A 20406-nucleotide genomic window follows, 5' to 3' on the forward strand; every position below is an offset into this window, starting at 1 on the left:
CCGAGCCCCGGCCGCACCGCGCTACCGCACCCCGGCCTCCTCGACGTCTCCTTCGCACGCGCCCAGCATCGGCGGGTCCGACGGGTCCGGGATCTGCTGTGACCAGCCGCCGGGGACCGTACGGGACTGCTGTTCGCGGAAGCGGATCGGGGCCAGGCCGACGCGGCGGGTGAACAGGCGGGAGAAGTACGCGGGGTCGTCGTAGCCGACACGGCGGGCGACGGCGGCGACCGGGAGTTCGGTCGCGGCGAGGAGTTCCTTGGCGCGGCCGAGGCGTATCGAGAGCAGGTAGTCCTTCGGGCTGCAGCCCGATCCGCGGCGTACGGCGGTGCGCAGTTCGGTGGGTGTCATGCCCAGGCGCGCCGCGTGTTCGGCGACGGACAGCGGCAGATACGCGTCGCGGGCGAGCGCCTGGAGCACGGGGTCGCCGTCGGGGGCGAGGTCGGCGCGGGAGCGGCGCAGCGCGACCAGGAGTTCATGGACGGCGGCGCCGGTCTCGACCTCGAGCAGCGGGTTGCCGACGCGGGCGGCGCGTGCGATCCGGGTGACGACGGCGCGGGCGGGTGCGCTGTCGCCGAGGGGGACGACGGGCCGGTCCGGTTCGATGTACCCGAGTTCGGTGTACGTGGCGGTCGCCGGGCCTGTGAAGTCGACGAAGGCCTCGTCCCAGCCGGTGTCGGGGTCGGCTCCGTACTGGTGGGGCACTCCCGGCAGCAGCCACACGAGGGCGGGCGCGGTGACGGTGTGGCGCCGCCCGTCGGGCAGCTGGTACCAGCCGCCGCCGGAGCAGATGACCATCGCGACATGGTGGTCGAGGGTGCGCGGCCCGACGGGCGGCAGCGCCCCGTACTGGAGCCCCACGCCGAGGCAGACCAGGCCGAGGCGGTGGTGCACGGGACCGGGGGTGAAGTACCGCATCCACGTGTGATACGTGTGGTTCATGGGGGGTTGCCCCTTCTAGGCCGCTTTCGTTCGTGCCTGCAGTGCAAGCACACCCGATCTTTGTCCATGGACCGGCGCCCCGCCAGGGGGTGAATCTGGCGCTGTACCAGCACAAACCAAGGGGCGGGCGGCATGACTACTTCCCAGGCAGCCGAATTCAGGGTCGGCGACGAGCACTTCGAGCTGGACGGGCGGCCGGTCCGGCTGCTTTCCGGTGCGCTGCACTACTTCCGGGTCCACGAGGAGCAGTGGGACCACCGGCTCGGGATGCTGCGGGCGATGGGGCTCAACTGTGTGGAGACGTACGTCCCGTGGAATCTGCACGAGCCCTCCCCCGGCGCCTACCACGACGTCGAGGCCCTGGGGCGGTTCCTGGACGCGGCGGCCCGCGCCGGTCTGTGGGCGATCGTCCGCCCGGGCCCGTACATCTGCGCCGAGTGGGAGAACGGCGGGCTCCCGCACTGGGTGACCGGTCCGCTCGGCGTCCGGGCGCGCACCTGCGACCCCGGGTATCTGCGGCTGGTGGACCGCTGGTTCGAGGCCCTCATGCCGCAGGTCGTGGCCCGTGAGATCCACCGCGGCGGCCCTGTGATCATGGTGCAGGTCGAGAACGAGTACGGCTCCTACGGGAGCGACGCGACGTATCTGCGCCATGTCACCGACGTGCTGCGCGATCTGGGCGTGGAGGTCCCGCTGTTCACCTCGGACGGGCCCGAGGACCATATGCTCACGGGCGGCTCGGTCCCTGGCGTGCTCGCCACCGTCAACTTCGGCTCCGACGCCCGCACCGCCTTCGAGACGCTGCGCCGCCATCAGCCGGCCGGGCCGCTGATGTGCATGGAGTACTGGTGCGGCTGGTTCTCGCACTGGGGCGGCAAGGAGGCCGCGCGCACTCCTGAGGACGCGGCGGCGACGCTGCGGGAGATCCTCGAATGCGGTGCCTCGGTGAACATCTACATGGCGCACGGCGGCACCAACTTCGCCGGCTGGTCGGGCGCGAACCGCAGCGGGCGCCTGCACGACGGCGAGTTGCAGCCGGACGTCACCTCGTACGACTACGACGCCCCGATCGACGAGCAGGGCCGGCCGACCGCGAAGTTCTGGGCTTTCCGCGAGGTCCTCGCCGAGTACGCACAGGGGCCGCTGCCCGAACTCCCTGCCCGGCCCGCCGAGTTGGGCGCGTCCGTGAGCGCTTCCCTGGACTCGTGGGCCCCGCTCGACGACGTGCTGTCCGCGCTCGGCGGCCCGGAGACGGTCACCGGGGCGCCGCCCGCCTTCGAGGACCTGGACGTCGACCGGGGCCTGGTCCGCTACCGCTTCGAGGTGCCGGGGCCGCGCAAGGCGTATCCGCTGAGCGTGCGCGGCCTGCGGGACCGCGCGGTCGTGTACGTGGACGGGGAGCGGGCCGGCGTTCTCACGGAGGCGGCCCCGGTCCTGGAGACCGAGGTCCCGGGCCCCGCGGTGGTCGAGCTGTGGGTGGAGTCCCTCGGCCGGGTCAACTACGGCCCGCTGGTGGGCGAATCGAAGGGCATCACGCAAGGGGTGCTGCACGAACGGCAGTATCTGCACGGCGTACGGTCCCGGGGGCTGCGGCTCGACGCGTTCGACGAAGGCATCGGCACAGTGGCGCTGCGCCCTGCAGAGGAGCCGCCCGCCGGGGAGCCGGGTGCGCGCGGCCTGTACAGCGGCACGTTCGAGGTCGACGGCCCGGGTGACGCCCACCTCGAACTCCCCGGCTGGACAAGGGGGTTCGTATGGGTCAACGGGTTCAACCTGGGGCGCTACTGGTCGGTGGGTCCGCAGGACGCGTTGTACGTTCCCGGGCCGGTGCTGCGCGAGGGGGGCAATGAGGTGTGGGTGCTCGAGCTGGAGGGGGCGGCGGCCGAGCGGGCGGTGCGGCTGAGCTGAGCCGTAAGCGACAGGGGGGGCGGGCCCGATGCGGACCCGCCCCCTTTGCGCGTTCCTACACCTCCCGCACCTCGAACGAATCCAGCACGAACTCCGCGACCCCGTCGCTCCCGACCTTGCGCAGGCCGACCCAGGCCTCGCCGTCGGACGGGGCGGTGAACTCGTAGGTGAACTCGGTGGGTTCGGTCGCGACCGGCAGGTCGGCGCGGGTCAGCTCGCGGGCCGCCGGGGCGTCCACCGCGGTGATCCAGGCGTACTGGCCGGCCGTCTCGTTCTCGTACCGGAAGGTCACCCGGTAGCGCCTGCCGGCGGCGAAGCGCACCGTGTGCGGGACGGTCCGGTAGACCAGGCCGTCGTTCTCGCCGCGGGACTTGAGCGACTCGGTGCCGTCGATGACGTCGTCGATCGCCTTCCCGTTCCAGCCGCGCTGGGTGAACGGGGCGTGCCGCTGGGCGATATGGGTGCGCGGGTCGGTGGCGCCGCCCGAGTCGCCCTTCACGAACGGGCCCCAGCCCTGCGGTACGTGCTCGAAGTCCTCGAAGGCCAGGGTCCCTTCGCGTACGGAGCGGGTGCCGCGCACGATCCGTACGTTGTCGAACCGCACCCGCGCCTTGCCGGCCTCCGCCCGCAGCGTCAGGTCGACGGGCCCGCCGCCCTCCGGGACCGTGAACCAGGTGAACATCCGCTGGAAGCGGGTGCCGTGCTTGCGGTCGGCGGCCACGTAGTTGCCGGCGGTGGAGGTGCTGGTCCAGTTGGCGGCGGTGAGGCCGTCGGCGGTGCGTACCTCCAAGGTGGCCTTGCGGGTCTCGCCGGCCTTCTCCCCCACCTCTACCTGCACGGAGGCGGCGTATGTGCCGGGTGCGAGGCGCTGCACCCGCTGGCCCACGGCCGCAGCGCCGCCCGCGCCGATCACCAGCTCGTAGTCGCCGAGTGCGCTGAGCTCGACGGATGCGGGTCCGGAGACCGTCCAGCCGCGCAGGGAGCCGGAGTTGAAGCCGGGGTCGTGCAGCGGGGTGGCCTGGCCCCAGTCGGGGTCGGCCTGCGCACGGACGCGCTCACGGTAGATCACGTACGGCTGTCCGGCGGCCGCCCGCAGGGTGACCCTTCCTGAGCGGACCGGTACGTCCTCCACGTACACGCGTCCCTGGTCCGTGAGCCGGTAGACCACGACCTTGCCGAGGCCCGCCCAGCCGCGCGGCAGCTGCCAGGTGCTGGAGCCGGCCTTCGGCGCGTAGTGGTAGAGCTTCGCCGGGTCGGTGGCCTTGCGCGGCTCCCACGGCAGCAGATAGCGCCCGCCGTCGTAGACCACGCGCCCGTCCGTGGTGATGACCCGCTTGCCGCCCTCGTCGCTCACGCTGGTCGCGGTCGGCCCGAAGAAGGTGATGCGGTGCTCGCCCCAGGTCTTGATCGGGCACGCCTGGAGGTACTTGGCGGGCAGCGACTCGGTCCAGATCAGGTCGTAGAACGTCTGCCAATCGGTCTTGCCGACCCAGCCCTCGAAGTTGCCGGTGCGCGGAATGCCGAGCAGGGTCGGCCACTTGTCGGCGAAGACGTCCTTGTGGTGGTTGCGGATGAAGCGGATCAGCTGGGAGTTGATGCCGCGCGAGGTGTCCGGGCCGTAGTCGGTCTCGGTGGCCCAGTGCGCCCAGAGCGCGGACCGTTCCAGGCCGTGTCCCCATTCGGTGGTCACGAGCCAGCCCTGGTCGCGCAGCGCGCGCTGGAGGCGGTCGGAGGTCCAGCCGGACTCGCGGAACACGTCGATGTAGAGCATGTTCAGGGCCGGGTCGGCGTCCGCGCGCAGATCGGCGAAGCGCTTGATGATGTCCCCGGACACGAGGTCGCGGCGCTGGTCGATCCGGTAGCTCTGGTCGAGCCAGTCCCACTGCTCGTTCGCCTTGTCGACGAGCGTCTCGGAGAAGGCGTTGGCGACGGGGTACGACTCGGTGGCGTTCACATGCACACCGAACTCGGAGTGCCACTTCCTGCCTTCCCTGACCAGGGTGTTGAGGTCGTCGAGGCCACCTGCGCGCTTGTTGTAGTTCCCGGCGTAGTCGGGGTGCGCGGAGTCGTGGCCCTCGGACTGGTAGCCCTTGAGCAGCGTGTACTGGCGCAGCCCGTCCGTGGCGAGTGAGATCCGCTTGACGTGGTCGAGGGTCGCGAGGAACGGATTGGTGGCCTGCGAGGCGAAGTTGAACGGGATATGCGGCACCACCCGCAGATGCTGCTGGTCCGCGCCGAGCGGGGTGACCATGACGTCCCGGAACGCGATCGCCGCGTCCTGCCAGTCGGCCTTGCCGTCCCCGTTGCGGTCCCGGGTGACGATCACGGTGGCGTACGGCAGCGGCTCGGTGGCGTCCACCGGCGCCGTCGCGGCGCGGTGCGTCCACTGCCCGCACGTCAGGCGCGCCTCGACATACCCGTCCTTGCGTACGGTGCTGCGCCACAGCCGCCCGTTCTCCCAGGTGGTTCCGGCGGCCGAATCGGGCTTGTCGTAGACGGTGTTGGTCTCCACGGCCCCGCCAAGCCGGTCGTGCGCGACCACCGCGTACGCGCAGCCGACGGGCGCCTCGGCGGGCGTGTCCGCGGTGGGCCGCACGAGCGTGTCCCCGCTCTTCGCCTTGTCCAGCTGGATGCGTGCGCCCAGCAGCGCGGCGCCCGGCTGATCACTGCGTACGGCGAGGAAGGCGAGACCCGGGAGCTCGAGCGTGCCCACGCGCAGCGCTTCGGTGTCCCGTACCGCCGTGACCCGCCAGTCCACCTGCCACCCGTCGACCTCGATCCGGACGTCGATCTCGGTGCCGCCGTCGAAGGCCAGGGTGTACGTGATCCGGTCGGCCCCGGGCGTGGACGTGACCTCCGGGGTGCGCGCCGTCCCGTCGATCCGCACCTCGGTGACGGGTTCGTACTGGCCGTGGAGCACGGCGCCTGTGCCGCGGTCCTCGTACCGCACGATCCGAGGGAAGGCCGCGTCCACGGTGACCGCCAACTCCCCCGAGCTCACCACCACTTCGCCCTGGGCCGCGGCGGCCGCGAGCTGGGGCACCCCGAGCGCCGCCCCCACCCCGGCCACGGCCCCGGCGGCGACGACCGCCCGCCGACTGGGCCCCTGGGCTACGGACGGCGTGCTCTGCACGGACTGCGCTGTCGACTGCACTGTGCACCCTCCTCGAACCGGCCTTGTCCGGTCACCTTGGGGCGCTCGGGGCTGATGGGCCCATGGACAAACGCGGGGCAGGTGTTGGACTGACCAACCGCTGCCCTCGGTATCGGACCGGCCGACCGCTTCCCTGCGCGGCGGACCGGCCAACCACTCCCCTACGTAAGCGAGTTGCCCCGCCCGCCGTCGTACGGCACCACCGCCCGCACCTCCCAGCCGCCCTCGGCGCTGGGCCCCGCGCTCAGCTCCCCGCCGAGCGCCGTGACGCGTTCCGTCAGTCCGGCCAGGCCGAAGCCCCCGCCCCTGGCCTGTTCGTTCAGGGGCGCGGGCTTCGTACCGTCGTCGGCGATGCGGACCTCGAGGCCGGCGGGGACCATGCGGAGGCCGATGCGTACCGCCGTGGCGTCGGCCGCGTGCTTGCGGATGTTCGTGAGGCTTTCCCGGACGACGCGGTGGGCCACGGCCGCGAGGTCGGCGGGCAGGTTCTCGTCGAGACCGGGCTCTACGTAGAGGATCGCGGGCGGGCCGGTGCGCGAGAAGCGTTCGGTCAGATCGCGCAGTTCGGCGAGGCCCGCGACCGGCGCGGTCTCGGGGGCGCCTTCGCGCAGCACCTTGACCAGGCGGCGCATCGCGCCCAGCGCCTCCTCGCCCGCCTTCTCGATGCGCTCGAAGGTCGCGGCGGCCTGTTCGGCGGAGACCGCGGTGAAGCGAGCGGCGCCCGCCTGCACGACGATGCCGGTGACGTGGTGGGCGACCAAGTCGTGCAGTTCCCGGGCGAGCTCGATGCGCTCGGCGGACCGTACGGCCTGCAGATCGCGGGTGCGCTGCACGGACTGGTCGCGAAGGAGCAGGGAGTACGCGGCGACCACCACGGTCAGGACCGCGAACAGGGTGGTGAAGCGGCCGGGGTGCTCGTCCCGTACCGGAGCGGCCATCGCGGCGAGGCCGAGGAGCGGGCCGAGGACCGCGGCCATCCGGGTCGGGGCGCGCTGGAGGACAGCGCTGAGCAGGATGAGCAGGGCGATGGCCTCGGCCAGGCCCCAGACCTTCAGCGGGTGGTCCCCCGCGAACAGCGTCAGCGTCACTGCCCAGGACACGGCCGCCGCGGGCCAGGCCCGCCACGGCAGCAGCACGCCCGTCCACGGCACCGCGCACAGGCAGACGAACACGCCGGAGAAGGCGACCAGCGCGTGCGGGTAGGTGGGCTGGCGGGCGAGCGCGACGCCCTCGAAGGCGACCAGGGCGATGAGCACCGCGGCGAAGAGCACCTTGGCGGCCGCGATCCGCAGTCGGCTGCGCCCGAACCAGGCGAGCAGCCCGTTCACTTCTCGCCCGAGGCCAGTCCGCTCTCCCAGGCCCATGCGGCGATCTCCACGCGGTTACGGGCGTCGAGTTTGGCCTGCACGTTGGCCAGGTGGGTCTTGACCGTGGAGAGCGAGACGAACAGGGCGGAGGCGATCTCGGCGTTGGTCATCCCGCGGGCCAGACAGTGCACGACCTCGATCTCGCGTTCGGTGAGGGGTTCCGCGGGCTCGCGGACCTCGCGGCGTGCGGAGATCGGAGCCATCTCGCGAAGCAGCCGCACGGTGATCGCGGGTGAGACCAGGGAGTCGCCGACGGCCGCGGCGCGGACCGCTTCGACGAGCATCGCGGGGCTCGCGTCCTTGAGCAGGAAGCCGCTGGCGCCGCCGTGCAGCGCGGAGTGCACGTATTCGTCGAGGTCGAAGGTGGTGACGATGACGATCCGGGGGCGTTCGCTGCCGCTCGCGGCAAGGCGCCGGGTCACTTCGAGGCCGTCGAGCTTGGGCATCCGGATGTCGAGCAGAAGCACATCGGGGTCGTGCCGCCGTACGGCTTCGAGCGCGGCCTCGCCGTCCACGACGTCCTCGACGACCCGGATGTCGGACTGGCTCTCCAGGATCATGCGGAAGCCGGTGCGGACCATCTCCTGGTCGTCCGCGATGACCACCGTGATCGCCATATGCCGCCGCCTGCCCGCCGGGTTCCTGACATGTGCCTTCCATGGGACCGGCGCCCTGCGCGGTGCGCAACCGGGGGCGGGTCTCCGAAAGGAGGCCGCAGGGCCGGAGCGGCGCTGATCCAGCCCTGCGATGCCAGGTACGACGCTACGCCGCCGGGGTCCGCGCGGCCTCGGGCACATGGCCGACTCCGGGCGGACCCCGATCGGCCGGAAGAACCAGCGGCGGCTCGACTTACAGTGGGAAGCGACCTACGCGAGGGGGTGCGGGCGTGGCGAACGGCGGACCCGTGGAGCACGGCTACCCGCATCTGGAGACGGTGCGCTCGGCGCTCACCGCGCTCTACAAGCGGCTCTCCTACGACACCGTGCACTCCTTCGACACCAGCGTCGCCCCGGCCGACGTGGCCTTCTGCGATGTCGACGATCTCCACCTGGGCGCCCAGCGGGTGGCCCGGGTCATGGTGCAGCATCTGCGGCTCCCCGACGCCCGGATGATCGTGTCCTTCCGCGAGATGGAGCACGCGGCCAATGTCGAACTGGCCGCGGGACCCGAGTACTTCATCGAGCTCAACGACCGCTTCCGCACCCACCGCCGCGATATCGGCGCCGCGCTCGCGCACGAGGCCATGCACGTCTACCTGCACCGCCTCGGCCTCTCCTTCCCCGGCACCCGCGACAACGAGATCCTCACCGACACCGCGACGACCTATCTCGGCGCGGGCTGGCTGCTGCTCGACGCCTTCCGCGAGGACGGCGCCAGTTCGCAGAAGCTCGGCTATCTCACGCCCGAGGAGTTCGGCTACGTGCTCGCCAAACGTGCGCTCACGTTCGGTGAGGACCCGGCGATCTGGTTCACCAGCCCGCAGGCGTACACGGCGTATACGAAGGGTCTGCAGCTGGCCCGCCAGGACGAGCGGCAGCCGCCGCTGACGGCCGCCGGCTGGGCGGGTCGCAGGCGCTACGCCAAGGACCGGCGCTATGCCCAGGACCACGGTCCGGGCGGGGCGTGCGGCGGACCGTACGCCTTCGACGCCGGAAACCCGCTGCGGGTCTCGTTCCCCTGCCCGACCTGCCGGCAGCGGATCAGGGTGCCGGTACGCGGCCGGGTGCGGGCACGGTGCACGCTGTGCGGGTCGGTCCTGGACTGCGACACATGAGCCCGGGACGCCTGCCCGCAGATACGTGATCTTGAGAACAGGGGCGGAAAAACTTTGCGTCCGGCGGCCTTCCCGAGTGAAGGTAGTCGAACCATGCATAACCCTCACGCCACGGACCAAAGCACCGAATCGGCCCTCTTCTCGGCGGTGTTCGACGGAGACGAGAACGCCGCGGTGCGTCTGCTGCGCGCCGGCGCCGATCCGGGCGCGGTGGACGAGGACGGCGAGAGCCTGCTGTATCTGGCGGCGATGAACAACCGTCCGGGCCTTGTGCGGCTGCTGCTCGCCGCGGGCGCCGACCCCACCCGGCTGAGTTCGGGCGCGGATCTGCCGCTGTGCGGTGCGGCCTGTGCGGGGCATCACGAGGTCGTACGGGCGCTGCTCGCCGCGGGCGCCGAGCCGGACCAGGTGGAGCAGGGCGGGTTCACCGCGCTCGCCTGGGCCGTGCAGCTGGGCCACGCCGACACCGCCGAGGCCCTGCTCGCGGCCGGCGCGGACCCCGAGCGGCCGGGGCCCGACGGGGTGCCGCCGCTGGTCTCGGCGGTACGGCGCGGCTCGTTCGGGACCGTACGGGCGCTGCTCTTCCATGGCGCGCGGCCCACGCACGAGGCGCTGACCGAGGCGCGGCGGTGGCTGGCCACGGACATCGAGGCCGAGCTGAGGCGCGAGGTGGCCGGCGGGGCCGATCCGGCCGCCGTGGTCGTGCGCCGCTTTCCGGAGTACGCGGGGGTCACGGTGAGCGTGGAGGTGCTGCGGCCCGACGGCGGCGGCCACGGGCGCGAGCAGCAGACGGGGCACGGCGCGATAGCGACCGTCCTGGAGCACGAGCTCGGGGTGCGCGCGCCGTTCGGTGAACTCCTCGACCGCGCCCTGCCGTTCGCGGACCCCGGCAACGAGAACTGGCGCGAGGCCGCGAGCGAACTCGCCTCGCGCGGCGACGAGGTGACGTATCGGACGGCGGCCGCCCTCAGCCGTGACGCGTCCGCGCTGCGCCGGGCGTTCGCGGCGGAGGTGCTCGGCCGGCTCGCGCACACCGCGCCGGCCTTCGCGGGGCGGGTGCTGCCGCTCCTTGTGAGCGCCGCGGAACGGGTGCGGGCGGACAGGACCGGGGACGGGTCCGCGGTGGGCGGTACCGAGGGCGGGTCCGCGGTGGGCGGTTCCGAGGGCGGGTCCACGGTGCTCGCGCGCACCCTCGTACGCGCCCTGAGCGAGCCGGGCGACCCCTCCGCCCTGTCCGCCGTGCTGCCCTTCGCCGGGCACCCGGACGCCGGGGTGCGGTCCGCGGCGGCGGCCTCGCTGCACTCGCTCGGCCCGGACGCCGACGAGTCGGCCGTGCGGACGCTGGCCCGTCTGACGAACGACCCCGACCCGGTGGTCCGCAACCGGGCGGCCATCGCGCTCTCCTGGTGCGACAGCGACTCCATGGAGGTGCGCGAGAGCCTGGCCGCGCTCCTGGAGGACCACGATCCCGCGACGGCCGCCGAGGCGGCGCGCGGTCTGGCCCGGCGAGGGGACCCCCGCGCGGTCGACGCCCTCGCACGGCTCCTGACGCACGAGGAGCCGGGCAGCGCCGCGTACGACACGGCGACCGAGGCGGTCGACGAGGTCGGGGACGAACGGGCGCGGGCTGTGCTGCGGGGGACGTTTCCGCGGCTGGGGACCTGAGTCCCGCGAGCGGCCCCGCTGGCTAGCATGACCGGGTGATCGTCGCCCGTTCCGTCGCCCTGTTCGCCGTCGCCGCGCTCTTCGAGATCGGGGGTGCCTGGCTGGTGTGGCAGGGCGTCCGTGAACACAAGGGCTGGATCTGGATCGGCGCCGGGGTGATCGCGCTCGGTCTGTACGGCGTGGTCGCGACCTTCCAGAGCGACGACGACTTCGGGCGCATCCTCGCCGCGTACGGCGGGATCTTCGTGGCCGGTTCGATCGTCTGGGGCATGGTGGCCGACGGGTACCGGCCCGACCGGTTCGATGTGCTCGGGGCGTTGATCTGCCTGGCCGGGATGGCCGTGATCATGTACGCGCCGCGGGGGCAGTGAGCCGCACGGGCCACGGCAGATCCCGGCAATGTACGGGCCGGTGAGACTGCCGGTACCCCCCCGGCGCGCACGCCGCCCCGCTCGGCGACACTTCCTGCCATGAACGACGCCCTGGTCATCCGTCTGCCACGCCACGTGAGTACGTGGATCCTCGTCGGCCTCGGCGCGCTCGCCGCGCTGGTGGCGACGGCGTCCTGGGCGTATCGCGTGGTGGGGCTCGGCATGGACGCGCCGTTCAAGCCCACGGACGCCGCGGCGCTGATCGCGCTGCCGTTCGTCCTGTTCGCCGTGTACGTGCTGCGGATGGCCACGATCTCCGTGCGCGCCGACGCGCACGGCGTGCACATCGCCACCTGGCTGCGGCGGCGCACGGTCGCATGGGATGACCTCGCGGACGTCCAGCAGCTGGTCAAGGTCTATCGCTCGACCCCGGTCCAGCGGGTGGTGCTGCGGCTGCGCAACGGCCGCCAGGTGACGCTTCCACTGCCCTACGGCGCCGATCACCCGCGGTTCCGGGCACGCTTCGACGCCGAGCTCGAGTCCCTGCGAGCGCTGCACCGCCGGTACGGCACACCCGCCACGGACTATCTCGTGGTGATCAACTCCCGTACGGCGGGACGCTCCTGGAAGGCCCTGCTCGCGCTGTGCGTGGGACTGCTCGCCTGCGGTGCGCTCGCCGCGTCCTTCGTACCGGCCGCGTCGGCTCATCTGCGGGCGTGGAACTCGGCTGTCGCCTGTCCGGCCGGCCAGGTCGAGCGCGACTGTCTGAGCACGGTCCGGGCGGTCGTCGAGCACACGAATCCGAACTCCGGCAGGAGCCAGAGCTGGGTGTATTTCACCGACGACCGGCCTCTCGACCGGAAGTCGGTGCCCGAGGACACGGCCCGCGCCTTCCGGCCCGGCGACCGGGTCACGCTGACGCTGTGGCACGGCGGCGTCTACCGGATCACCGGCGAGCACCACAGGTGGACCGAGCACTTCGCCACGGGCGGTGAAGTGGCGGTGCTCTCGGCGCTGTTGGCGCTGGGTGCGGGTGTACCGGCGGCCCAGCTGGCGATCCGCCGGCGCGGCCGCCGCCTGCCCGCCGACGAGGTCCTGCCGTCGGTGTGGCCGTTCCTCGTGGCCCTCCTGTGCACGGGCGTCTGGCTGCTGCCGTACGCCCATACGCTGACGACGGATTCCTTCCTGTCGCGCGCCGCGTACCTGTGGCTCGTCCCGGGCGCGGTGGCTTCGGTGGCGCTGTTCGCCTGGGCCTGGCGGGCGACCCGGATCCGCCGCCCGCAAGCGGCGGCCGCGGCGGCTCCGGTCACGGGCGAGACGTTCGTGCCGGCCCGCTTCCTGGACGCGACCGAGTACAACCCGCACGGCTTCGGCACGCACATCGTGCTGGGCGACGGGCTGCCCGCGGTGGTCCCGCATGCGGGTCCTGGCCGGTTCGCGGCGAAGGAGATCCCGGCGCAGCGCCTTTCCGTACGGGCGATACGCCGCGCTCGTGGTGAGGAGGCAGAGTCGGTGCCCCGTGCCTGGCATATCGCCGAGCTCGACGACGGAGGGCGCTGGGTGCGGCTCGCTGCCTCGCCGAAGGATCTCGCGCTCGTGCTGCGGGAGTTGGGGCTGAGCGTGCCGGTGTGAGGGCACGGGGGCTGAGGGCGTGAGGGCACGAGGGGCTGAGCGTGCGGGCACGGGTGGGCGCCGCCCGTCTCTTCCGCAGACGGACGGCGCCTTGTCACCGGATCAGTTGAACATCCGCCAGTCGTACGTGAGCCGGTAGCGGCCCCCGTGCCCCGCGTACTCGACCGACCGGTCGCTGCTGTTGTCCTGGCCGGTCCAGCGGCTGGTCAGGGACGGGATCACGGTGCTGACGGTGATCGGCTTGAACACCTCGTCGCCCCAAAGGTTCTTGAGGAACTCGAAGATCTGGGTGACGGCGTAACCCACGGCGATCCCGATGGCGATGCCCACCGGCCCGCCGGGAGAACCGATGGCCCCGCCGATGGCGGCCGCGACCGCCGCGACGACCTTCGCCTTGACCTTCTCGAGCAGCCCGTTCAGGAAGTCGGCGAGGCCGCCCCAGTCGACCTCGGCGAGCACGAGGGTGACGAAGTAGGACTTGGGGAACGTCACCGTGGACTCGGTGAGCGAGAAGAACGTGAACCGCTTCGGCGGCGTGTACGTCTGCACGTCACCGGTGTTGAAGCTGCGCACCTTGAACGCCGAGACCTTTTTCGTGTCGCCGCTCTCGTCGATGCTCGTGCCGCCCAGATGGATCTCGTCCTTGCCGAGTTCGCTGGTCTCGTCCAGGCACTGGACCTTGTGGATACGCAGTTCGAGCTGCCTGAGCGAGGCGACGGCCGAAGCCGCGGCCAGCTGCGCGCTCTCTTCGGCGCCGGTCAGGGAGGTCCCCGGCATCTTGCGCAGATCGTCCGCGGGGAACTTCAGCTTGTCCGGGAACGGCAGCGCCTTGACCTGCGCCTCCACCGACGCCGGCGAACGCAGATCGACCTTCGCGAGGTCGCCGAGGCGGCCGGCGCGTGCGGGGCTCTTCAGCTCGGCGGCCACCTTGTCGGCCGCCTTCTTGCGCTGCCCTTCCGGCAGGCTCTTGAACCGCGCCGCGAACAGCTGCTCCACGGCCGACTTCGTCGTCGGCATCGGGTACTTGGTGGGCTCGGCGTGGTGGCAGGCGACCTTCTCCGCGGCCAGCTGCATCTCGCGTACGACACGGTCCGTGACCGCTTTGAACTTGGCGTTCGGCAGCGCGGTCACCACGCTGTCCTTGTTGTCGGCCATGACGGCTACTCCCCCGATCGGTTCCCTCCGCGGCATTCCGCGGAGGTGTCAACGACGTTAGGGAGCAGGGCAGTTGCCCGCCCCGGGGAACGGCCCAGGGGAATCCCCAGGGGTGGGCGGCAGCGGCCTCCTACTGCTCGGCGGCGAGCACCGCCGCGAGGCGCGTACGGGAGTCCACGCCCAGCTTGGAGAAGATCCGGCCCAGGTGGTACTCGACGGTCTTCACACTGATCACCAGCTCCCGTGCCACCTGCCGGTTGGTGAGCCCCCGCACCACCTGACGGGCCACGGCCAGCTCCTGGGGTGTCAGTCGCGCCGACTCCCTGGCCCGGCGCTCGGCCGGCTGGAGGCCGCAGGCCGCCAACTCCCGTTCGCAGCGCTCCAGATCGGGCCGGGCGTCGAGGCGTCCGAGCAGCTCGCGGGCCTTGCCGAGCTGTGCTCCCGCCCGTTTGCGCTGCCCCGTACGGCGCAGGAACTGCCCGTACGCGAGATGCAGCAGCGCACGGTCGAAGGGGATCTCGACGTGCTCGGCGTGCTTCAGGGCGAGCCGGAAGGAGCGTTCGGCCGCGCCCGGGTCGCCGCGGGCCGCCTCCAGTTGGCCACGGGCGCGGGCGGCAAGCAGCAGCGCACCGTGGTGGCCGCGCTGCGCGGCCGCCGTCTCGCAGGGCGCAAGGGCGGACGCGGCGCGCTTGTGGTCGTCGAGGGCCGTCCAGGCGTCGGCGAGTACATCGGCCCACGGCAGCGACCCGGGCTCGGCGAAATCGCCCCGGCCGTCGAGCGCGAGCAGCGGGTCGAGGGCGGCGGCGACCTCCTCGTGGCGGCCTTGGGCACGGGCCAGATGCGCTTCGGCGAGGGACGCCCACACGACCGGGTTGAGATGGCCGAAGGCGGCGTACTCGCGGACGACCCTGGCGTGCGCCGCGGCCTTGGCGAAGGAGCCGCGGGCGCTGTGCAGGAGCGCGGCGATGGTGCGGCAGTACAGGGCGATGTGCGGCTGATCGGTGTCCGCGGCCAGGGTCAGCGCGAACTCGCAGTGCACCAGGGCGTCGTCCCAGCGGCCCGCGCGGTACTCGGCCGAGGCGAGCGCGGTGGCGGTCAGCACCCGGAAGGAGGCGGCCCGGCCCTGGCAGTGCGCGAACACACCGGTCAGGTCGGCCACCGCGCCCCGTACGTCACCGGCGATCTCGCGCAGCCCCCCGCGCGCGAGCAGTTCCTCGAGCTCGGCGGGCGAGGCGAGCGCGGGGTCGGGGAGCTTCGGCAGTGCGGCGAGCGCGCCCGCCGCATCGCCGCTCATCGCCCGCCCGATCAGGGCGAGGTAGCGGATCATGTCGGTGGCCGTGTCGTCCGGTGCGGTGCGCAGGGCGAGCCCGGCCCACTCCGCCATCTCCGCGCCGCGTGCCATGCTCCCGTACAGCGCGGCGAACTGGCCGGCGATCCGGGCCGCGAGCACCGGTTCGCCCTGCGGGTCGCACTGTCGCCAGGCGTCCCTGAGCAGCCGCTCGGCCCGGTCGATGTCGAACAGGCTGAGCCTGCCGAGCAGATAGCTGCGCCAGCCCGTGGCGGCGAACGTACCGAGCTCGCGTGCCGCCTCCGCCACGTCCGGTACATCGCCCGCGAGGATGCGGCACTCCACTTCCTCCAGGGTGTAGCGCTCGTACGCGGTCCTGTCCTTGACCAGCCGTGCGGCGGCGCCCAGTTGGGCCGCGGCGCTGACCCATGCGCCCTCGGCCGCGAGCCGGCGGCCGAGCGCGGCGAGGTCGGTGGCAAGGGCCGGGTCGGGGCCGGTCGCGGCCGCCGCGCGGTGCCGCAGGGCGCCCGCGGGATCGGCCGTGTGCAAGGCGGCGGCGCGCAGATGCAGCGTGGTGCGGCGGGACGGGCCGAGCTGGTGGTAGACGGCGGCGTGGACCAGGGGGTGCGGAAAACGGATCAGTTGATCGCCGGGGCGTTCCGTCAGGAGCCCGGCCCGTACGGCCTCTTCGAGCGCCTGGGAGGCCTCGGCCGGACACGGCCGCGGTGGTGTGCCGTCGGCGAGGGCGGCCGCGTCGTCGAGGGTGCACTGCATGCCGAGCACACTGGCCGCGCTGACCAACGCCTCGGCGCCCGGTGAGCAGGCGCGGAGCCGGGCGAGGACGAGTGCGGTGAAGGACTTCGGCGCGGGGGGTGCCGTGTCGCTGCGTTCCAGGGCGAGGAGGAGTTCCGGGCCTTCCTGCTCGAGCAGGGCGAGGGTGTGCAGCGGGTTGCCCGCGGTGTGGGCGCGCAGCCGGGTCGCGGCGCGTGCGGTGAGGCCGCCGCCGGTCAACTCCCGCAGTTCCAGGGTGTCCAGGCCGTCCAGGTCGATACGGGTCGTGGTGTCGGCGGTGAAGAGGCGGCGCAGGCCGTCCGGGAGCCGGGCGTCGTCGATATCGCGTACGACGAGGACGGTGAGGACCCGGTCGGCGCGGAGTCTGCGGACGGCGAACGCGAGTGCCTGCAAGGAGGCGGGGTCCGCCCACTGGGCGTCGTCGACGACGAGCGCGACCACGTGCCCGTCCGCCGCGCCGGCCTCCGGGTTCTCGGTGGCCCGGGCCTCGTCAGGGGCGACCGCGCGCTCGTCGGGCTCCGGGGTCTCTGCGGCGCCCTCGTGGTCCTGCGCCTCGTCGAGCGCCTCCAGGAGCGCGGCGCCCGCCGCCGGCGGGTCGACCCAGCGGGTGCGCCGCCCGTCGAGCAGCCGCTCGATCAGCCCGAAGGCCAGCTGGGCCTCGGCCTCGTCGCCGTCGACGAGCAGGGCCCGGTCCACGGTGGTCAGGAACTCCCGTACGAGAGCGGTCTTGCCGATACCGGCGGGGCCCTGCACGAGCACGCTCTGCGGGCGGCCCGTACTCGCCAGGCTCCTCGCGTGGGCGAGGGTGGCGAGTGCTGTCCTTCGTCCTACGAAGTCCACCCCGCACCTCCGCGCGACGGCCCGTGGCTCGCATCCTCGCGCGGAGGTGCGGGGCGGTACAGGCGTCATCCGGCCAGGGAGGCGATGGGCCGGAAGTGCACATCGCACCGGCCGGCCCGGGGCCCTCACCGGGCTCCGTACACCGCTCCTCCCCCTCCCCGCCCCCTTCACCCAGCTCCGTACACCGCCCCCGGTGCCTCGGCCGACGCCAGCAACTTCAGTGCCACATCGCCCACTTCGGCGGGCGCCCAGCGCGCCCCCTTGTCCGCGGACGGGCCCCGGCGCCAGCCCTCCATGACCGTCACCTTGCCGGCCTCCACCTCGAAGACCCGGCCGGTGACGCCCTCGGAAGCGGACGAGCCGAGCCAGACCACGAGGGGCGAGACGTTCTCGGGGGCCATCGCGTCGAAGTCCCCCTCTCCCGGGGCGGCCATGGTCGCGGCGAAGGTCTCCTCCGTCATACGGGTGCGCGCCGCCGGGGCGATCGCGTTGACCTGGACGCCGTAGCGGCCCATCTCGGCGGCGGCCACCGAGGTCAGGCCGAGGATGCCGGCCTTCGCGGCGGAGTAGTTGCCCTGGCCGACGGAACCCAACAGACCAGCCCCTGAGCTGGTGTTGACGACCCGGGCGGCGACCGTGCGGCCCGCCTTGGCCTCCGCACGCCACCAGGCCGCCGCGTGCTTCAGCGGCAGGAAGTGGCCCTTGAGATGCACCCGCATCACCGCGTCCCAGTCGTCCTCGTCGAGGTTGACCAGCATCCGGTCCCGCAGGAAGCCCGCGTTGTTCACCAAGGTGTCCACGCGGCCGTACGCTTCGAGGGCCGTACGGATCAGCGAAGACGCCCCCTCGGACGTCGCCATGTCGCCGCCGTGCGCGACCGCCGAGCCTCCCGCCGCCTCGATCTCGGCGACCACGCGGGCGGCGGGGCTGTCCGCCCCTGCGGCCGTTCCGTCGAGGCCGACGCCGAGGTCGTTGACGACCACCCGCGCGCCCTCCGCGGCGAAGGCCAGGGCGTGCGCCCGGCCGAGGCCGCGGCCCGCTCCCGTCACGACGACCACGCGCTCCGCACACAGACCCGTTGTCTCAACCGGCATATCAACTCTCCTTGTTGGCATTCGCAGCGTCCAGAAAGGCGGGCCGCTCCCCGCCCCCGTGCAGCAGCAGACTCGCCCCGCTGACATACGCGGCGCGCGAGGAGGCCAGGAACACCGCCGCCTCTCCCACATCCGAGGGTTCCGCGAGCCGCCCCAGCGGTACGGTCGCCGCGACCGCCGCCACCCCGGCCTCGTCCCCGTAGTGCAGTTCGCTGAGTTCGGTGCGCACCATCCCGAGCACCAGCGTGTTCACGCGTACCTCGGGCGCCCACTCCACCGCCATCGACGCGGCCAGATTCGCCAGGCCCGCCTTCGCCGCCCCGTACGCCGCACTGCCCGGCGAGGGCCGCTGGCCGCTGACGCTGCCGATCATCACGACCGAGCCGCGGCTCTCCCGCAGCAGGGGGTACGCCGCGACGGAGACGGCCATCGGGACGGTCAGGTTGAGTTCGACGACGCGTGCGTGGCGGGCCGCCTCGCTCTCGGCGAGCAAGCGGTACGGCGTGCCTCCGGCGTTGTTGACCAGCACGTCCAACCGGCCGTATCTGCCGGACACTTCGGCGAACATCGCCTCGACGGCGGCCGGGTCCCGCAGATCCGCGGCCACGAACTCCGCCTTGCGGCCCGCCTCTTCGACCGGTGCGTCGGGCGGTCTGCGGGCGCAGATCACCACCTGAGCACCGGCCGCGAGAAAGGCCCGGGCGATTCCGGCGCCGACGCCACGGGTGCCGCCCGTGACGACCGCGACCCTCCCATCCATCTCCATTCGCTGCTACCTTCCCCACCTAACAAATGTTTGGTGGAAAGGTAGCTGATCCTCACATGGGTGTCTCCACCTCGAGCCCGGACAAGGGCATCGCACTGGTCACAGTCGACTTCCCGCCCGTCAACGCCCTGCCCGTACAGGGTTGGTACGACCTGGCCGACGCGCTGCTCGCGGCGGGACGCGATCCCGGGACCCGGGTCGTGGTCCTCAACTCCGCGGGCCGGGGCTTCAACGCGGGCGTCGACATCAAGGAGATGCAGCGCGACTCCGGGCACGGCGCGCTCATCGGCGCCAACCGCGGCTGCGCCGCCGCGTTTTCGGCGGTGTACGACTGCGAGGTGCCGGTCATCGCCGCGGTGCACGGGTTCTGTCTGGGCGGCGGGATCGGGCTCGTCGGCAACGCGGACGCCATCGTGGCCAGCGAGGACGCGACCTTCGGTCTGCCGGAGCTCGACCGCGGCGCGCTCGGCGCCGCCACCCACCTGTCGCGCCTGGTGCCGCAGCATCTGATGCGCGCCCTGTACTACACCTCGCGCACCGCGACCGCCGCCGAGCTGTACCAGCACGGCTCGGTCTGGAAGGTGGTGCCGCGCGAGCAACTCCTGGACGAAGCACTCGACTTGGCGCGTGAGATCGCACAGAAGGACGGCTATCTGCTGCGGCTCGCGAAGGCCGCGATCAACGGCATCGACCCGGTGGACGTCCACCGCAGCTACCGCTTCGAGCAGGGCTTCACCTTCGAGGCCAACCTCAGCGGGGTGGCCGACCGCGTACGGGACACCTTCGGCTCCAATGGAGGGGGAGACAAGTGACCGACAAGACCATGACCGTCGAGGCCGTGATCGGCCGCCTGGAGAGCGGGATGACCCTCGGCATCGGCGGCTGGGGTTCGCGCCGCAAGCCGATGGCGCTTGTCCGCGCCCTGCTGCGGTCCGAGGTCACCGATCTGACGGTGGTCTCGTACGGCGGCCCCGACGTGGGCCTGCTCGCCGCGGCCGGCCGGATCCGCAAGCTGGTCACACCGTTCACCACGCTCGACTCCATCCCCCTCGAACCGCACTTCCGCGCCGCGCGCGAGAGCGGGGCCTTCGAGGTGATGGAGGTCGACGAGGCGATGTTCATGTGGGGACTGCACGCGGCTGTGAACCGGTTGCCGTTCCTGCCGGTGCGGGCCGGGATCGGCTCGGACGTCATGCGTGTCAACCCGGCGCTGCGGACCGTGACTTCACCGTACGCGGACGGTGAGACCTTCGTCGCGATGCCGGCGCTCGAGCTGGACGCGGCCTTCGTCCACCTCAACCGCGCCGACCGGCTGGGCAACGGCCAGTATCTGGGCCCGGACCCGTACTTCGACGACCTGTTCTGCGAGGCCGCCGACGCCGCGTACGTCTCCTGCGAGCGGATCGTGGAGACGGCCGAGCTCACCAAGGAGTCCGCACCGCAGACGCTCCTGGTGAAGCGGCACAGCGTGGCCGGGGTGATCGAGACGCCGAACGGCGCGCACTTCACGACCTGCGCGCCCGACTACGGACGCGACGAGCCCTTCCAGAAGCTGTACGCGACCACACCGTACGCCGAGTTCGCCGAGCGCTTCCTCGCCGGGGACGAGGCCGCCTACCAGTCGGCCGTGGAGGCCTGGCACGAGGAGCAGAAGTGAC

The 20406-nt window shown here is 72.5% G+C and carries 15 protein-coding genes; 7 read left to right on the forward strand and 8 right to left on the reverse strand.

Annotated elements, in window-relative coordinates:
- Positions 1–21: 21 nt before the first annotated feature.
- On the reverse strand, positions 22–942 hold the full coding sequence (locus tag ABT367_RS16080; protein ID WP_352253691.1) for a helix-turn-helix domain-containing protein: 921 nt from the start codon (positions 940–942) through the stop codon (positions 22–24).
- A 132-nt stretch (positions 943–1074) separates the two neighbouring features.
- Here ABT367_RS16080 and ABT367_RS16085 point away from each other — a divergent pair, with 132 nt between their 5' ends.
- Complete coding sequence (locus ABT367_RS16085) at positions 1075–2850, forward strand: glycoside hydrolase family 35 protein (protein ID WP_352253693.1); 1776 nt, start codon at positions 1075–1077, stop codon at positions 2848–2850.
- A 55-nt stretch (positions 2851–2905) separates the two neighbouring features.
- On the opposite strand, the gene ABT367_RS16090 is transcribed toward ABT367_RS16085, so the two are convergent.
- From ABT367_RS16090 to ABT367_RS16100, 3 genes are all read right to left on the reverse strand, one after another.
- Complete coding sequence (locus ABT367_RS16090; protein ID WP_352253695.1) at positions 2906–6004, reverse strand: endo-alpha-N-acetylgalactosaminidase family protein; 3099 nt, start codon at positions 6002–6004, stop codon at positions 2906–2908.
- A 161-nt stretch (positions 6005–6165) separates the two neighbouring features.
- Positions 6166–7368, reverse strand: a complete 1203-nt coding sequence (locus ABT367_RS16095; RefSeq protein ID WP_352253697.1) for a sensor histidine kinase — start codon at positions 7366–7368, stop codon at positions 6166–6168.
- On the reverse strand, positions 7329–7988 hold the full coding sequence (locus ABT367_RS16100; RefSeq protein WP_352253698.1) for a response regulator transcription factor: 660 nt from the start codon (positions 7986–7988) through the stop codon (positions 7329–7331). Before ABT367_RS16100 ends, ABT367_RS16095 begins: the two co-directional genes overlap by 40 nt.
- A 269-nt stretch (positions 7989–8257) precedes the next feature.
- On the opposite strand from ABT367_RS16100, the gene ABT367_RS16105 reads away from it, so the two are divergent.
- The 4 genes from ABT367_RS16105 (at position 8258) to ABT367_RS16120 (ending at position 12813) form a co-directional block, all read left to right on the forward strand.
- Positions 8258–9145 (forward strand): hypothetical protein, encoded by an 888-nt coding sequence (locus tag ABT367_RS16105; protein WP_352253700.1) that lies wholly within the window; start codon positions 8258–8260, stop codon positions 9143–9145.
- A gap of 93 nt (positions 9146–9238) precedes the next feature.
- Entirely contained in the window at positions 9239–10810 is a 1572-nt protein-coding gene (locus tag ABT367_RS16110; protein WP_352253702.1) for an ankyrin repeat domain-containing protein, read from the forward strand.
- Positions 10811–10845: 35 nt separating this feature from the next.
- Entirely contained in the window at positions 10846–11181 is a 336-nt protein-coding gene (locus tag ABT367_RS16115) for a YnfA family protein (protein ID WP_352253704.1), read from the forward strand.
- Positions 11182–11280: 99 nt separating this feature from the next.
- The gene (locus tag ABT367_RS16120; protein ID WP_352253706.1) at positions 11281–12813 is read left to right on the forward strand and encodes a PH domain-containing protein; all 1533 of its coding nucleotides are present in this window, start codon (positions 11281–11283) and stop codon (positions 12811–12813) included.
- A gap of 102 nt (positions 12814–12915) precedes the next feature.
- On the opposite strand, the gene ABT367_RS16125 is transcribed toward ABT367_RS16120, so the two are convergent.
- The 4 genes from ABT367_RS16125 to ABT367_RS16140 form a co-directional block, all read right to left on the reverse strand.
- Complete coding sequence (locus tag ABT367_RS16125; protein WP_352253708.1) at positions 12916–13968, reverse strand: hypothetical protein; 1053 nt, start codon at positions 13966–13968, stop codon at positions 12916–12918.
- Between the two features lie 130 nt (positions 13969–14098).
- On the reverse strand, positions 14099–16888 hold the full coding sequence (locus ABT367_RS16130; protein ID WP_352253710.1) for a helix-turn-helix transcriptional regulator: 2790 nt from the start codon (positions 16886–16888) through the stop codon (positions 14099–14101).
- Between the two features lie 167 nt (positions 16889–17055).
- Positions 17056–17982 (reverse strand): SDR family oxidoreductase, encoded by a 927-nt coding sequence (locus ABT367_RS16135; RefSeq protein ID WP_352253712.1) that lies wholly within the window; start codon positions 17980–17982, stop codon positions 17056–17058.
- A gap of 1 nt (position 17983) precedes the next feature.
- Positions 17984–18748, reverse strand: a complete 765-nt coding sequence (locus tag ABT367_RS16140) for an SDR family oxidoreductase (protein ID WP_352253714.1) — start codon at positions 18746–18748, stop codon at positions 17984–17986.
- Between the two features lie 56 nt (positions 18749–18804).
- On the opposite strand from ABT367_RS16140, the gene ABT367_RS16145 reads away from it, so the two are divergent.
- Both ABT367_RS16145 and ABT367_RS16150 read left to right on the forward strand, forming a co-directional pair.
- Positions 18805–19560, forward strand: a complete 756-nt coding sequence (locus ABT367_RS16145; protein WP_352253716.1) for an enoyl-CoA hydratase family protein — start codon at positions 18805–18807, stop codon at positions 19558–19560.
- Positions 19557–20405: a CoA transferase subunit A gene (locus ABT367_RS16150; protein WP_352253718.1), complete on the forward strand. Its 849-nt coding sequence runs from the start codon at positions 19557–19559 to the stop codon at positions 20403–20405. Before ABT367_RS16145 ends, ABT367_RS16150 begins: the two co-directional genes overlap by 4 nt.
- Position 20406: the final 1 nt, after the last annotated feature.

It is taken from the genome of Streptomyces mesophilus (genome assembly GCF_040300965.1).
In the GTDB taxonomy this organism is placed as follows: domain Bacteria; phylum Actinomycetota; class Actinomycetes; order Streptomycetales; family Streptomycetaceae; genus Streptomyces; species Streptomyces mesophilus_A.

Excerpts from the sequence above, each read along its gene's own strand:
- ABT367_RS16080 (WP_352253691.1), bottom strand. The coding sequence starts at position 942 with ATGAACCACACGTATCACACGTGGATGCGGTACTTCACCCCCGGTCCC.
- ABT367_RS16085 (WP_352253693.1), top strand. The coding sequence starts at position 1,075 with ATGACTACTTCCCAGGCAGCCGAATTCAGGGTCGGCGACGAGCACTTC.
- ABT367_RS16095 (WP_352253697.1), bottom strand. The coding sequence starts at position 7,368 with ATGGGCCTGGGAGAGCGGACTGGCCTCGGGCGAGAAGTGAACGGGCTG.
- ABT367_RS16100 (WP_352253698.1), bottom strand. The coding sequence starts at position 7,988 with ATGGCGATCACGGTGGTCATCGCGGACGACCAGGAGATGGTCCGCACC.
- ABT367_RS16110 (WP_352253702.1), top strand. The coding sequence starts at position 9,239 with ATGCATAACCCTCACGCCACGGACCAAAGCACCGAATCGGCCCTCTTC.
- ABT367_RS16120 (WP_352253706.1), top strand. The coding sequence starts at position 11,281 with ATGAACGACGCCCTGGTCATCCGTCTGCCACGCCACGTGAGTACGTGG.
- ABT367_RS16125 (WP_352253708.1), bottom strand. The coding sequence starts at position 13,968 with ATGGCCGACAACAAGGACAGCGTGGTGACCGCGCTGCCGAACGCCAAG.
- ABT367_RS16135 (WP_352253712.1), bottom strand. The coding sequence starts at position 17,982 with ATGCCGGTTGAGACAACGGGTCTGTGTGCGGAGCGCGTGGTCGTCGTG.
- ABT367_RS16140 (WP_352253714.1), bottom strand. The coding sequence starts at position 18,748 with ATGGAGATGGATGGGAGGGTCGCGGTCGTCACGGGCGGCACCCGTGGC.
- ABT367_RS16145 (WP_352253716.1), top strand. The coding sequence starts at position 18,805 with ATGGGTGTCTCCACCTCGAGCCCGGACAAGGGCATCGCACTGGTCACA.